We start from the raw sequence: 12,952 nt of genomic DNA, 5'->3' as shown, positions 1-12,952 counted from the left end.
TTTTCAGCTTCAGGGCTCTTCACTAACTTCTACAGCAAACGCATAACTAGCTGTTCCTTGTTCCCAATGGGCTAAAACTTCATAGATGAAAACACCTGTCTCATTTAGATCTACTTCTTTTGTTTGTCTAACAATCGTGTACTCTTCATCCCATATTCTCAAAATATAATTAGTAGGCGGCTCTTCAAAATTAAATTCCACAGAGCTGTTAGCTGTAAGTTGTAAGGTATTCTTTCCTGAGATTAGATCCGGTGGAGCATCCGAATCTACCTCAATGCTTTCTGCTGTCCCGTTTCCATTGTCAACTGTCCAACTGTGTGTGCCAAGGATTGGGTGAATCGTTTTCTCTCCCGCCGTTATAGTGAATTCTGGGGGTTCTAGAACTGTAGCCTCTGATGATTGGGTAGTCTGAACAGTGCCGTTTTCTACTTTCACTTCACTAGTTGCTTCATTTTCATCTGAACAGCCCACTACTACTAAAAAGATGACCAAAGTTAAAATACTGCCTAATCGCTTCAACTGCATCACTCCTCTTTATCTAGTAGACGTTACTTTAGAGAAAGTGTCTCACATTTTTAGCCTGCCCCTAAGCTAGTTGCCCACCATGAAACGAGAATAAATAAAAGTCGTCTTGGTCCGTCATTGTCCATCCATCGAAATAAGCACTCGCATGAAGAATTAGCTGCTTCCCTAAACCTTTCCCCTGCCAGCTCTCAGCGACTGCAACATTCATCAGCTCGATTGTCTGAGGTGTTTTTTCTTGGAGTACATAAACACCTCTACATGCACCTTCATATTCAGCAAGATAACAGTGACCTGAGGAAACGTAGGAATGAATCTGCTTTTCAGACGGGTCAGCCAGTAACAGCAGCTCAATCGGAAGTGATTCGTCTTGATATGCTTTACGTATCATTTCGTCTCCACTAGTTTCGCAGTAAGGGCTTGATTCCGTTCCACAAATTCCGTCACCCAAGCGATATCCACTGGACCATTTAAAACTTGATAGTAATCCATATCTCCATAGTTAATCAAACGATTTTCATAAACCGACCCGCCTGTCCAGTTATCTTCGAAAATTAGACTTACCATAAAGCCTTGCTCGTTCGATACATCTGCGTTCCATTTTCGATCATTCATTTTCTTTACTTCATATTGATTCAAAAATGTTTTCCATTCTGCAATGGCTTGTTTGTCTTCAATTATGTACATCTCACCAGCTAAATCGACTTGCAAATGTAACGCTTTTTCTGGTTGAAAATCAAAAGCGTGATCCAAGCTTTTCACACGGTACTCATCATAAAGACTAAAAACGAGTGAAGCACTTGTGATTACAGCTAGACCCACAGCCATGACTGTATACCACTTCTTAGTTTTTTCTGATGTTACTTTTTCAAACTTTCGGGCTAAGGTGCGAGCTACTGGAATCACTAAAACAAATAGTACGACAATGCTCAAAAACAACGCTAGAAACGGTGCTCCATTCAAGTAGTTGTAAGCTCCAAAATAAAATAGAATAGACAATGCAATTCCTACGCTTGCGAAAACCAACCAATATCTTCTTTCTCTCATCCCATAACCCCCCAATTAATAATTGCACTATTCTTTTAATTCTTTTTATACGTTTTAATTGTACCATTTAGTTCCATCTTTCCTAGATGTTTGATACATTTTTTCTGATAGTTCGAATTAAGTTATCATCATTTTTTTCAGGGTAAAGAATAAATATAAAAAAGGAAAGGATGATTCTGTGGATCCACTAATTTTTGGTTTGTTTGCAGTAGCCTACATAGCTAGTTTAATCTTGGGATTCAAGAAACATTCAAAGACTGCCTCTGCTATTCTCTTCCTCACTATAATCGGACTCATTTACGACAATGGGGTTTTGGCAATCGGTCATTTGATTGGTGAGGGCACACTTCTTGAGAACTTAAATCTGGGTCGTTTCTGGATTCATGCGTTGTTCACACCGACACTACTTCTTTTTTCTTTATTCATCCTACGTGAAGCGGGTATTCATATAGCGTTTAAAACATGGTTTGTTGTGAGTTTTGTGGTTCTTTGGATTGTGGCTACGATTGTAGAAATTATTGTGGAAATCCGAGGGCTCGAATTAACTGTACAGGAATCATATGGCGTCTTGAGCTACGCAGCAGTAGAAACTGCGTCAGGACCACCTCCAATGATTCTCATTGTATTGATCGGCTTATTGATTGCTGGAATTTTACTTGCGTGGAAGAAGAAGTGGTGGTGGATGCTCGTTGGAACTATCACTATGACAATTGGCAGTGCAGTGCCTTTTAATATCGGGAGCGACGCTGCAACCAATGCATTTGAATTGTTCTTGATTATCACTTTACTATGGACAGCGATTCGGTTTTCAAAACAAAAGTCTACTTACTATTTAGAATAAAGCACTCCACATGGTAGACTTTTCCTAACTTAACAGTTCTATTCCTTATACCTGTAACACCAATGCTATGTTGTAAAGGAGCGTTAACTTGAGGATTATCAGAATATCTATTTTGCTATATTTCCTTCTGCTCTTAGTCGGATGCATGGATGAAGAGCAAACAAACATGTCTCAAACAATAAATGAAGATTTTAGAGGTGAAGTAATAGAGCTAAATGAAGATTCATTTTTAATGGAATATGGTGCAAATGACTTTGCTTTATTGATAGCAGATACATTCATCCTTGAGAAGCTCACTATAGGAGATATAGTCATTGTAGAAATTGATGGCGGCATTAATGAATCCGATCCATTAAAAGCGGCTGCTAAAAAAGTCGAGATTGTTGATTCTGCCAATTAGACATGAGGAGTAAGCATATGAAAAAATCTATTTTGATAGGTATTGCTGGATTAATTGTAATCGGTGCGCTATGGATTTATTTCAATCAAAATCGGGATACGACTTTCGGGGAAGTATATGAAGATGTATTTAGTGGTTCAGACATATCTGAAGTCGTAATTGAAGAAAAACTAAAGAACAAGTTCAATTCAGATAATGAACAGGAACTTAATGTTACGAGATTTAAAGAAATTATAGAGCAATCTAGTGATATGAAACTCAAAGAATCTGATTTGCCACCACTGACTACTTATGAAATGACCATCTATTATACTCACAATGGTGAAGAGAAAATAACGGCGATTGTAGTCGGCTACAATAATACTTTACAAATGGCGGATGGTAAATTCTATACCATTGAAACTCGAAACCATCTATTCGAAGCGATTTATCGTGAACTATAAAACAACTGTCCACCAGCTCCTACTAGCTAGTGGACAATTATTTTATTAATGAGTTTTATTAGAACTGGGGTACTCAGTTAGTCGTTTTGCAGACCTTCTAACCCTTTGTTGATGTTTCTAATTCACTCAACCGCGCTTCAACAGTCGCTAGTTTTGCGTTTGCCTGCGTGGCAAGTGTGAATCCGATAATGCCAAATACGAAACCTGTAGTTGCGAATGTAAATGCCATGATTGTGAAAGCATCCATGTTCCCATCCTCCCCTTTGTTTAACATTATTCTCTTTTATACGGAGACAGAATGCTAAAAGTTCCGATTTTAGTAAAACTCAAAATTAAATAAACCTTAATGGAACTTATCTTACAATATAATGAATTATTCCCCTCACTTATTTTATGGTTATTTATCTTGAAAAATTTTTAATTTAAGCTTTCAGTTACATAGAGAATGTATCTAGAGCTATCGTAAATTCCTTAATATACTTTTAAGTAAATCATAAATACTCAGTACTCTATATTCTGTAAAATATTTGAACATTGTATATGACATATTTGAACTAGATAATACGAATAGAATTTATTCCAATTTGTAAACAGAATGCGATATATTAAATAGTAACGTCAAGTTAATACCTATTTTGAAACATGCTCATATTTTTCTATCTTGTTTCTCAAGGATCTTTTAGCCACTTCTGAAGTGTTCATATCTCTTACAATTTGACGTGCCTTGATAATATCACCTTCTATAGCTTTATATATAGCTAAACACTTCAGATAATCTCGGTGATATTTACTCTTGGGGTTTACATGTAAGAGTTTTATAGTTTCTAGAGTTTTTTTCAAATTCTCTATATCTCCCAATTTTTCAAACACATCAAAACTTGTTAATAGAACAAAGATATCAGTGGGATACTTAAACGCCTGATCTGTTATTAATTTTTTGGCTTCATTTAAATCATCTTTGAAATAAAGGTTGAACTGAATATCCATTACTAGAGCCATACTTTTTGCCTTATCTGAATCTATTTTTGAAATATCATTTAGTAACTGAGCAGCCTTTACCTTTCGTTCTTCAAAACTTAATATTTCAACTTTCCCATATGAAAGACATTGAAAATATGCTTGTATATGATATTCATTATTTTTATTTGATTCATAATTTTCCTGAGCCAAGTTTAATGCCTTATCGTATTCTTCATTATTATTATATACAAGTACCAATTCTCTCTTTGCTCTTCCAAATTTCTGTCGTTCGGACAATGCTTTTAACAAGCTATTTATAGCATCAGAATCTCTTCCAACATGTCTGTAATAAAATCCAAATAAGAAATTATGCTCTGGCCCTTTTATCTTTTGAACTTCTTCTTTGAAACGATCTTCTTTTAATCTTGCCAAAGATGAACAAAGGAAATATCTAATTTCTCTAGCTATATGATCATCCATAAATTCTTCATTAACTAAAATCCTATCAGCTAAATTTACCACATCCTGGTCTCTATCACGTCTATCATACAATTCTTTCATAGATTTTAAATAATGCGATGGTATTAACATCCTGTTATCTACGTCCCGATTTAAACTTATAGCTTCCCTTAAAGAGAAAAATACGTCTGAAACATCTCTTTCACTTACTGACTCTATATTTTTCATAAATTCTTCCACATGAATTTTTAAAGCTATTCTTAAATCTTTTTCAATTTCAAATTGCTGCCTTCTGACATAGTTTTTAATTGCGGAATTCAAGCAAATATACTCGCCATCTATTCCCAGATTCTCGCATATACCAATTGTAAGAAAATCTTCTATTAACACACTGTAGTCACTATCATTTTTAATAATTTCTTCTAGTAAAGCATAACTAATGAAATCAAATGTAGCTATAAGTGCTAATAAACTATACGCTTTATTATTTCCTTCATAGTTATTTATCATTCTTGAAACTCTTCGGTCTGAAAAATCAGTTATTACAGTTGTATCTCGCTTTAAGCTTCCAATATCATTTTGTTCAATAAACTCCGCTGTATAAAGAATTTCCATAGGTAGTCCTGAAAAGAAGTTGACAGCAAACCTAATATCATCCTCATTCAAATTTAAATCTAATAACCTTATGTATCTTGTAAATAACCTGTATCTCTCATTAGTAGACAATTCGGGAACATGTATTGAAAAAATTGTTGGTGCTTTATCTAAATCTTGGAACCTAGTTCTATGTTTGCTTATTACGCAGAGAGTCATTCCATTATTTTCTTTATTTAATTCATTATTTAAATTAATGAACCATTCACTTATTTCTCTTGTAGGTGAAACAATAGCACCTTCATCTATAATTAACAAAATATCTTTGACTGATTTCATTTCTTTTAGCATTTTCACAGCTATTTGAACTTTATCGTCACGACTTAAAGTCATTAAAGTTTCATTCTCTTCCAATTTATATTCAAAACCTAAATCATTTAACAATAAAATAAAATCCTCAACACTTTGATGAGCATCTAAAGTAACGGTAGGCATGAAATAACTATCTTGAATCACACTAGTTTTAATTAAAGACCTTTTTAATAAAGACCTTCTTCCAATATCCTTTAAACCTGTGGCAATTAATGTCGTTGGAAAATCCTTATTATATGAATCTATACGTTCTTCAATACTGTCTATTAATTCATTTCTCCCTACGAAGAAATTATTCTTATCCTTAACTTTTGGGTTCTTCTCCCAGATTAACTCGATTAGCCTATTATGAATTTTTCTAGCTGCTACTGTTGATTGAGATATGTATCTTATATTATAGGTATCACTCATCCATTTTGGGATTCTAGGATCCTCATGAGTAATACTTTCATCAATTATGATTGGATATATCTTATGCAATTCTTTTTTATCTAATAAATCTTTTGCTTTTAATATTTCTTTTTTTACCCAATCTGACTTTAATGCTGCATCAGAAATAAATAGAACAAACAAGTCTGTATTTTCTAACCATTTTTTTATTTCTTGTGATGTTTCTTGACCCTCCTCAAAAGTTTTAGAATCATAAATAAATTTGTCGCTACCTATAAGACGAGTCAGCTTTGAAACAACATTTTCAATGTAAAACCATTTATCCTTACTACTATGCGATAAAAAAACTCTTTTCATATTTCCACTCCTTATTATCTATGAATACAATAAACATTCGACAAAACTTTATATTATCCCTTCTTTTTTCAAAATACTGCATAACTTTCAAACAATACACATAAAGACTTAACATTTAACACTTAACACTTAACACTTAACACTTAACACTTAACACTTAACACTTAACACTTAACACTTAACACTTAACACTTAACACTTAACACTTAACACTTAACACTTAACACTTAACTGTTAATGCTGATTAAAAACGTCAATTTGTTGACGGTATTGTTTGTCCAGGAATTGACGGATATAATGTCCTTAACAAACCTGAAGAAAGGAAAAGACGCCTCCCATGATGTCGGCCATTACCAGTGGCGCGACGGAAGACGTCCCTCAAACAATATGATTGTTGTCTCTGATTATAGCATAGTCAAATGCGCCGAGAAAAGCGTTTTTTATTAAATGTGCAGAAAAGGTCCCTTGTCCCTGTTGCGAGCATCTGGAGTACAAGGTCATTGGTTCGAGAGAGCGTAAGTTGAAAGATGAGACAGGTAGTGCAAGAACATTTGTGGTCAGAAGGTTGCGTTGTAAACAGTGTGAGAAGATCCATCATGAGCTCCCTGACCTGATGATCCCCTATAAACGTTACGCTGCATCCGTACTTGAAGAGACGATCTTCCAGAGCTCCCACCTGACGGTGGCGGTAGATGAATCGACTCTGTATCGCTGGAGAAAGTGGTTCGATGAGTTGATCGACTACTGGCTGTTCATCCTACAATCCATACTTATTCAATTTCAGAAGAATGAGGCCTCGATAGCCGACCTGTCCAGTCGGCTATTGCCTGTACATAAGCGAGTCGGACAATGGTTCGGTTCAGCACCTGGTTGGCTGGGAAAGATTGTCCATCCGGTTGCGAACCGTCATTTTTGGATACATACCCGTTCTGCGTTTTTGTCCATCCTCCCATCGACTACACTTCAATTATCGACTAGAAGGAGTGTGGAGAATGGGAAGAACAAAAGCAGATGAGAAGGCAACAAATCGGTTTCAGATGATCGCGCCACTATTGAATGAAGAACTAGATCAACAGGGACGAGGAAGGCTCCTCAAGCAGGTCGCGTCACATCATGGACTTTCTGAACGCACCATCCGGCGCTATCTCTCACAATTCAAGACTGAAGGGTTCGAGGGGCTGAAACAGAAGCAATATCGATCAATCCCAGTAGAGTCACAGGACCTGGTGCTCGAGCAGGCCATCTTATTGCGACGTGAGGTGCCGAGCAGGAGCATCGCCTCGATCATCCAGATCTTAGAGTGGGACGGGATCGTAGAAAAAGGTACATTGAGGCGCTCTACATTGCAGGAACGGCTAGCCAAGCGTGGTTATAGTGCGCGCCAGATGAAGTTGTATCATGAGACATCTGGTGCTGTCCGTCGTTTTCAAAAGCGCAGTCGAAATGCCTTGTGGCATTCTGACATCAAATACGGACCGTACCTGCCGATCGGACCAAACGGCACGAAGAGACAGGTCTATATGGTGGCCTTCCTCGATGATGCGACACGGTTCCCATTGCACGTCTCGTTCTATGAGATGCTTGACGCACGGTGTGTTGAAGATGCGTTTCGCGAATCTGTCCGAAAGCATGGTGTGCCAGAGAGTGTGTACTTTGACAACGGCAAACAATATCGCACGAAATGGATGGCAAGGACCTGTTCCAAATTAGGGATACGTCTCCTCTATGCCCGTCCCTACTCGCCTGAATCGACTGGGAAGGTAGAACGTTTCAATCGAACATTTGAGGAGTTCCTACAAGAGGTGAAGCTCGAAAGTCCACAGACCACCGATGAACTGAACAAGTGGCTGGAGGTCTGGTTGGAAGAGCGCTATATCCATAAGCCACATCAGGCGTTAGGTGAGAACACGACGCCGCTCGAGGCCTATCGCAAAGAAGGTACACCGATCCGTCACATATCGGCTGAAGACCTTGCGCATGCCTTTCTGCATTCAGAGAGCCGAAAGGTCGATAAAGCCGGTTGCATCAGTTTCCAGGATGAGAAATATGAGGTCGGAATAAACTTCGTGGGCTGTAAGGTCGAGATCACCTATGATCCACAGGACACCGATGAATTGATCGTAGATTACCCAGGATATGACAGCTGGAAGGCAAAACGATTGGTGATAACCGAGCGGACCGGAAGGCGTCCATCCCTTCCAGAAAAGATGACGAAGGAACCTGCCGGTTCTTCAAGACTTCTAAAAGGTGCACAGAGAAAGAACAAAGAGCGACGGGCAGCTGCCATGACCCCTACTGTTCCAGCAGTCAGCTTCCGAAATATCGGAAAAGGAGGATCAGAACATGTTTGAATCCTTCTTTGAGATGCGCCATACCCCTTTCTCGCGTAGCATCCCGACAACTGAACTCTATGAATCTACTCAGCTAGAAGAGATCATCGGACGACTAAACTACGCCGCAGAACGTCAACTGTTTGCGGTGATGACCGGAGAATGTGGACTCGGAAAGACGACAGCGATCCGCCGGTTCACAGATCAGTTGGACCCGTCGCGTTTCAAACTCCTCTATCTTTCCGACAGTAAACTGACACCCCGTCATTTTTACAAGGGGATGTTAGAACAGTTAGGACTTGAAGCGAAGTTCTATCGAGGTGACTCGAAACGGCAATTACACCGCGAGATCGAACTGATGAAAGGCATCCATAAGTTGACGCCCGTCGTCGTCGTGGACGAAGCACATCTACTCGACCGTGAGATGTTAGAAGAGGTGCGCTTTCTATTGAACTTTCGTATGGATGCGCAAAGTCCGATGGCATTGATCATGGTCGGTCAGACGGAACTATGGGACCGCCTACAGTTACAGTCCTTTGCGGCAATCCGTCAGCGTATCGACATCCAGTTCAAGCTCGACCACCTTGATCGGTCGGAGACCGAACAATACATGAACAAACATCTGCGCTATGCAGGTGTCGAGCGAGATATCTTCAGTGACCTGGCAATCGATGAGATCTTCAGTTACTCGAGTGGCGCATCCCGATTGATCAACAAGTTGGCGACACATTGTCTCCTGTTCGCAGCACAGAATGGCTCCCGCATCATCGACGACCGTATGGTCAAGAAGGTGATCGAAGGTGAACTGGCATGAAGAAGAGCCGTTGGAAGAAGATGCGTTATGAAGAAAGTCTCGACTGTTGGGTGGTCGTCTGGGATGACGAGACAGGTTACAGGATGCGATGCGGAGAATGGTTCGAGTTGTACCTTGGGTACGGGAAGGTGCTCTCGTGTCGTCTAGAGCTCGGAAGAGATTGGTACATCATCACTGGGCAACATGAGGTCCGTTTTTATCTGAAACAAAATGAGACATATCAGGTGAATCTATAAATCATCAATGGGAGGTGCCACTGGCAGCCTCCCATTTGTCTAATGACAAAAAATCCGTCAGGACTTGGACAAAATCATCCATCAACTTACGGTCATTATTTGGCGTCATTAACACTTAACACTTAACACTTAACACTTAATTATTATGATAATCTTTTTACATGCACTCTTGTATGGCTTTACTCTCTGAAGTTTTAATCAATGCGGCCAATTGCTGGATGGGCCATGACGGTCGAATATCCTTTTCTGCTAGCAGAAATAAAAAAGGTAAATCAATCTCAGAGATTCTTTTCAACAAATTTGGTTGTTTGATGAACACTCTCCAACTTTCAAGAAGACTTCTATGTATAACTTGATTCACAGGATACACGAATTGTGGCGACTGTTCTCCATAAGCTTCTTTATTCTCCAAGTATGCAGCTTTCCAATCTTGATCATTTTGAATTCCTGTTCCTGCAATTGATATGACCCCAAGAAGTGAACTGGATTTAGTAAGTGAATAGGCAAGAGCAACATCCGCTCCCCAGAAATGACCGATCACCCACCATTTTTCGATGTTGTGTGTTCGTCTTATGTATTCTAAATCTTCTATGCAGTAATCCAAACCATGTGGTTCATTTACTGCTAGAGAACGACCAGTGCCAGCCGGATCAAACTGGATTACATCGAATTCTTCTTGAAGTAACTTAGCAATCGGCTCCATATAATTGGCAATACCAGGACCTCCACTTATAAGGACAACAGGTATTTGACCCCAGCCACTTCGTTTTGTCCAAATTTCTGATTTCGTATCCATCATATATGTATTCATCTGCTCCCTCACTTCATTCGGAAAATTTATCCTGAAGTATCCAATTTACTGCTTCTCTTATCTCAGGAGCAATAAAGTCAGGCTCAACCTCTGACCAAGTAGCTCGAAACGTGGTCAAAGAACTTCTTCCCCATCCCGTCTCAACAAGCACTTTCTTCATTCCTACTCGGTCAGCCGCTAACATATCGGATTCTCCTGTATCTCCGACAACATATGACCTTTTCAAATCAAGGCCATGTTCCTCCTTTGCCTGCAAAAGTAAACCGATATTAGGCTTTTGACACTCACATTTATCTATTGGAGAATGCGGACAATAATAAATTTCATCAAAAAATGCATTACTTTCCGCAAGCTCAGATTCCATTTCACGAAATCCTTTTATTAAATCTTCTTCTAGAAAGTAACCTCTTCCTACTCGGGATTGGTTTGTGAATAAAAATACTAGAATACCTGCTTGATTGAGAAGTCGGATTGCTTTCGCAGATTGTGGGAAGAGTTTGAAGTCATTTGGATGAACTCCACCGCCTGTTCCTCCAATTGTGCCGTCTCGGTCTAAGAACACAGCTATCATTCAACCAACTCCATTCAATAGATTATTTGAACCTATCATTTTCTTCCATATTTTCATTATAGCGCTAAACAAAAAAATGGAGATAATTGTTAAATTTTTTCCACCGGTAATCATGCACCTAATTGTGTAACAAAGTTGAATACTTCTTTCTTAAATAGTGCTGCTTCCTCTAAAAACGGATAATGATTACTATAATTCATTCCAAGAAATTTAGAATTCGGTATTAATTCATGCATTTCAAGAGAGTATTCGATTGGACATTGCACATCATGCTCTCCACAAATTATTAGTACAGGGCATGTTATCAATTTCAATTTCTTTGTCACATCAAATATTTGAACTTCTCGATTGAAAAATTCGAGCCTTTTTGCGGATATTTGTTTAGAGATATTTTTGGAGAAATACTCATCATGATTTTCTGGTCGATATAGAGATAATTTTGTTCGCTCAACTTTTAACATTTCTTTTTCTTTCTGAGATAATTCTGGACGCATTAGGTGGCTAAGAAGCATTTGCATCTTTTCATATTTCGGATGCTCAGAATGGTAAATACACTGTTTAGAAAAAGTGAAATAGTCTCGAGCAGCTGCTCCAACAATCACATTAAATAAGAGAGAGTCTGAAAAATATATTCCATAGATTACACCAAGCATCCCTCCAGTTGAATGTCCTGCATATACCCACTTTTCTATTTCTAGTGCTTTGCGAATCGATTCAAGATCAAATACTGTTTCTAACATACTCAAATGATACGACTCATTAGCTTTTTCCGACTCTCCACACTCTCTCAAATTCATCAAAAAAACTTCGTGTGTATCTGTAAATGATTCAGCGAAGTAATCACCCGACTCATTGAAAACAGAGTAATGATGGGTGACACAAAGCGGAGCTCCTTGACCTTTTCGAAATATTTCAAAGGTTCCTCTATCCGTCTTTATTATTTGCCGTTTCCACATAAAACACTCTCCCCTCCAGACTCTTTACAATTATTTTCTCTATTCATAATTCCGAAAATCTAATAATGTCAGTTTAAAGATTGCAGTTATTAATCCTCCCAATAAAAAATAGCGTCGGCCACAGTATAGTCCCGTGATTCGCGATAGAGCGTTGGAATCTTTGTTTTAAAAGGTAAAAGTTGATTCATTTCTTCAGGTTCTAACACTTCATAATCAAATTCCTCTAAAGCTCGTTTCAACTGCTCGCCAAGTGATTGGAGTCTCTCACTCACGCCGATTAGCTTTGGGCCTCCGAGTAAAGAGCCATAGCCTCCACCGATGTCTTCATTTGTTTCGATACGAATGGTTTTATACCGCTCATCATCTCCCATGATGGCCACAGGTGCTAAACGACTAATATCTACTATGAGGCCATTCATTTTGATTTCTCGATGACCATGTTTCTCCTCAAGCACTACCAAATCTTCATTTTGATAACAAAAGAATTCCACAAACGAGGCATATCCACTACCGAAGTGATTCCACTCAGCCTCACACACCACATTCGGAATGCGGTTCATACGATGAAACAAACGCCTAAGATGCGCTTCAATCTCTCGCTCATCGTTTGTATCATAAGGAAACTTCTCCCCTATAATCTTTCCATCAATCATTGCTTGTAACTGTTTATTGGAAAACACTTTATCATCACCTCTATTTTTATACTGTTTCTGTAAATACCTTACATCTCCTAGTATACTTTTCAAGTCCTCTTTCTGGATAACCTAATCTTACAGTACCGAGCATTGAGTGAATATTAAAATATTGACTTATAACCTAGTTAACCAATATGATTAATAATGTTCTAGG

General features: G+C 38.5%; 16 protein-coding genes and 1 pseudogene. 7 read left to right on the top strand and 10 right to left on the bottom strand.

Going from position 1 to position 12,952, the window contains the following annotated elements; genetic code table 11:
• Positions 1-9: 9 nt before the first annotated feature.
• The 3 genes from ACF3OH_RS01945 to ACF3OH_RS01935 form a co-directional block, all read right to left on the bottom strand.
• Positions 10-519 (bottom strand): hypothetical protein, encoded by a 510-nt coding sequence (locus ACF3OH_RS01945; RefSeq protein WP_392455524.1) that lies wholly within the window; start codon positions 517-519, stop codon positions 10-12.
• 67 nt (positions 520-586) lie between these two features.
• Positions 587-913, bottom strand: coding sequence for a GNAT family N-acetyltransferase (locus ACF3OH_RS01940; RefSeq protein WP_392455523.1), 327 nt, complete (start codon positions 911-913; stop codon positions 587-589).
• Positions 910-1,569, bottom strand: coding sequence for a hypothetical protein (locus tag ACF3OH_RS01935; RefSeq protein WP_392455522.1), 660 nt, complete (start codon positions 1,567-1,569; stop codon positions 910-912). Before ACF3OH_RS01935 ends, ACF3OH_RS01940 begins: the two co-directional genes overlap by 4 nt.
• A gap of 178 nt (positions 1,570-1,747) precedes the next feature.
• Between ACF3OH_RS01935 and ACF3OH_RS01930 the strand changes: the two genes are divergently transcribed.
• From ACF3OH_RS01930 to ACF3OH_RS01920, 3 genes are all read left to right on the top strand, one after another.
• The gene (locus ACF3OH_RS01930; protein WP_392455521.1) at positions 1,748-2,410 is read left to right on the top strand and encodes a phospholipid phosphatase; all 663 of its coding nucleotides are present in this window, start codon (positions 1,748-1,750) and stop codon (positions 2,408-2,410) included.
• Positions 2,411-2,555: 145 nt separating this feature from the next.
• Positions 2,556-2,810: a DUF3221 domain-containing protein gene (locus tag ACF3OH_RS01925; protein ID WP_392455520.1), complete on the top strand. Its 255-nt coding sequence runs from the start codon at positions 2,556-2,558 to the stop codon at positions 2,808-2,810.
• Between the two features lie 17 nt (positions 2,811-2,827).
• Positions 2,828-3,253: a hypothetical protein gene (locus ACF3OH_RS01920; RefSeq protein WP_392455519.1), complete on the top strand. Its 426-nt coding sequence runs from the start codon at positions 2,828-2,830 to the stop codon at positions 3,251-3,253.
• Between the two features lie 97 nt (positions 3,254-3,350).
• Here ACF3OH_RS01920 and ACF3OH_RS01915 read toward each other — a convergent pair whose 3' ends face one another.
• Positions 3,351-3,500, bottom strand: coding sequence for a hypothetical protein (locus ACF3OH_RS01915; RefSeq protein ID WP_392455517.1), 150 nt, complete (start codon positions 3,498-3,500; stop codon positions 3,351-3,353).
• A gap of 383 nt (positions 3,501-3,883) precedes the next feature.
• Complete coding sequence (locus tag ACF3OH_RS01910; RefSeq protein ID WP_392455516.1) at positions 3,884-6,385, bottom strand: TIR domain-containing protein; 2,502 nt, start codon at positions 6,383-6,385, stop codon at positions 3,884-3,886.
• Positions 6,386-6,827: 442 nt separating this feature from the next.
• On the opposite strand from ACF3OH_RS01910, the pseudogene ACF3OH_RS01905 reads away from it, so the two are divergent.
• Positions 6,828-7,088: pseudogene (locus ACF3OH_RS01905) on the top strand (DUF6431 domain-containing protein); the annotation flags it as partial.
• Between the two features lie 67 nt (positions 7,089-7,155).
• Here ACF3OH_RS01905 and ACF3OH_RS01900 read toward each other — a convergent pair.
• On the bottom strand, positions 7,156-7,338 hold the full coding sequence (locus tag ACF3OH_RS01900; protein WP_392453993.1) for a hypothetical protein: 183 nt from the start codon (positions 7,336-7,338) through the stop codon (positions 7,156-7,158).
• 39 nt (positions 7,339-7,377) lie between these two features.
• Between ACF3OH_RS01900 and ACF3OH_RS01895 the strand changes: the two genes are divergently transcribed.
• Genes ACF3OH_RS01895 through ACF3OH_RS01885 form a run of 3 tightly spaced genes read left to right on the top strand, consistent with a single transcriptional unit; the run spans position 7,378 to position 9,765 of the window.
• Entirely contained in the window at positions 7,378-8,736 is a 1,359-nt protein-coding gene (locus ACF3OH_RS01895) for a DDE-type integrase/transposase/recombinase (RefSeq protein ID WP_392454610.1), read from the top strand.
• On the top strand, positions 8,729-9,529 hold the full coding sequence (locus ACF3OH_RS01890; RefSeq protein WP_094943787.1) for an ExeA family protein: 801 nt from the start codon (positions 8,729-8,731) through the stop codon (positions 9,527-9,529). The genes ACF3OH_RS01895 and ACF3OH_RS01890 overlap by 8 nt, the downstream gene beginning before the upstream one ends.
• Positions 9,526-9,765 carry a DUF5348 domain-containing protein gene (locus ACF3OH_RS01885; protein ID WP_204592022.1) on the top strand — a complete coding sequence of 80 codons (240 nt, stop codon included), beginning with the start codon at positions 9,526-9,528 and terminating at the stop codon, positions 9,763-9,765. Before ACF3OH_RS01890 ends, ACF3OH_RS01885 begins: the two co-directional genes overlap by 4 nt.
• Before the next feature lie 157 nt (positions 9,766-9,922).
• Here the strand turns inward: ACF3OH_RS01885 and ACF3OH_RS01880 are convergent, their stop codons facing one another.
• The 4 genes from ACF3OH_RS01880 to ACF3OH_RS01865 all read right to left on the bottom strand — a co-directional run bounded on the left by ACF3OH_RS01880 (position 9,923) and on the right by ACF3OH_RS01865 (position 12,783).
• Entirely contained in the window at positions 9,923-10,576 is a 654-nt protein-coding gene (locus tag ACF3OH_RS01880; protein WP_392455515.1) for an alpha/beta fold hydrolase, read from the bottom strand.
• A gap of 13 nt (positions 10,577-10,589) precedes the next feature.
• Positions 10,590-11,147 (bottom strand): D-glycero-alpha-D-manno-heptose-1,7-bisphosphate 7-phosphatase, encoded by a 558-nt coding sequence (locus ACF3OH_RS01875; RefSeq protein WP_392455514.1) that lies wholly within the window; start codon positions 11,145-11,147, stop codon positions 10,590-10,592.
• Between the two features lie 110 nt (positions 11,148-11,257).
• Positions 11,258-12,103: an alpha/beta fold hydrolase gene (locus tag ACF3OH_RS01870; protein WP_392455513.1), complete on the bottom strand. Its 846-nt coding sequence runs from the start codon at positions 12,101-12,103 to the stop codon at positions 11,258-11,260.
• 89 nt (positions 12,104-12,192) lie between these two features.
• Positions 12,193-12,783 (bottom strand): hypothetical protein, encoded by a 591-nt coding sequence (locus ACF3OH_RS01865; protein ID WP_392455512.1) that lies wholly within the window; start codon positions 12,781-12,783, stop codon positions 12,193-12,195.
• Positions 12,784-12,952 lie beyond the last annotated feature (169 nt).

The sequence above is a fragment of the Chryseomicrobium aureum genome (genome assembly GCF_043182735.1).
Classification (GTDB): Bacteria; Bacillota; Bacilli; order Bacillales_A; family Planococcaceae; genus Chryseomicrobium; species Chryseomicrobium aureum.
Note: the sequence above shows the minus strand (reverse complement) of the source record. Positions and strands in the feature narration are given on the sequence as shown.

Excerpts from the sequence above, each read along its gene's own strand:
- ACF3OH_RS01915 (WP_392455517.1), bottom strand. The coding sequence starts at position 3,500 with ATGGATGCTTTCACAATCATGGCATTTACATTCGCAACTACAGGTTTC.
- ACF3OH_RS01910 (WP_392455516.1), bottom strand. The coding sequence starts at position 6,385 with ATGAAAAGAGTTTTTTTATCGCATAGTAGTAAGGATAAATGGTTTTAC.
- ACF3OH_RS01935 (WP_392455522.1), bottom strand. The coding sequence starts at position 1,569 with ATGAGAGAAAGAAGATATTGGTTGGTTTTCGCAAGCGTAGGAATTGCA.
- ACF3OH_RS01925 (WP_392455520.1), top strand. The coding sequence starts at position 2,556 with ATGGATGAAGAGCAAACAAACATGTCTCAAACAATAAATGAAGATTTT.
- ACF3OH_RS01880 (WP_392455515.1), bottom strand. The coding sequence starts at position 10,576 with ATGAATACATATATGATGGATACGAAATCAGAAATTTGGACAAAACGA.
- ACF3OH_RS01885 (WP_204592022.1), top strand. The coding sequence starts at position 9,526 with ATGAAGAAGAGCCGTTGGAAGAAGATGCGTTATGAAGAAAGTCTCGAC.
- ACF3OH_RS01920 (WP_392455519.1), top strand. The coding sequence starts at position 2,828 with ATGAAAAAATCTATTTTGATAGGTATTGCTGGATTAATTGTAATCGGT.
- ACF3OH_RS01875 (WP_392455514.1), bottom strand. The coding sequence starts at position 11,147 with ATGATAGCTGTGTTCTTAGACCGAGACGGCACAATTGGAGGAACAGGC.
- ACF3OH_RS01890 (WP_094943787.1), top strand. The coding sequence starts at position 8,729 with ATGTTTGAATCCTTCTTTGAGATGCGCCATACCCCTTTCTCGCGTAGC.
- ACF3OH_RS01940 (WP_392455523.1), bottom strand. The coding sequence starts at position 913 with ATGATACGTAAAGCATATCAAGACGAATCACTTCCGATTGAGCTGCTG.
- ACF3OH_RS01870 (WP_392455513.1), bottom strand. The coding sequence starts at position 12,103 with ATGTGGAAACGGCAAATAATAAAGACGGATAGAGGAACCTTTGAAATA.
- ACF3OH_RS01895 (WP_392454610.1), top strand. The coding sequence starts at position 7,378 with ATGGGAAGAACAAAAGCAGATGAGAAGGCAACAAATCGGTTTCAGATG.
- ACF3OH_RS01900 (WP_392453993.1), bottom strand. The coding sequence starts at position 7,338 with ATGGGAGGATGGACAAAAACGCAGAACGGGTATGTATCCAAAAATGAC.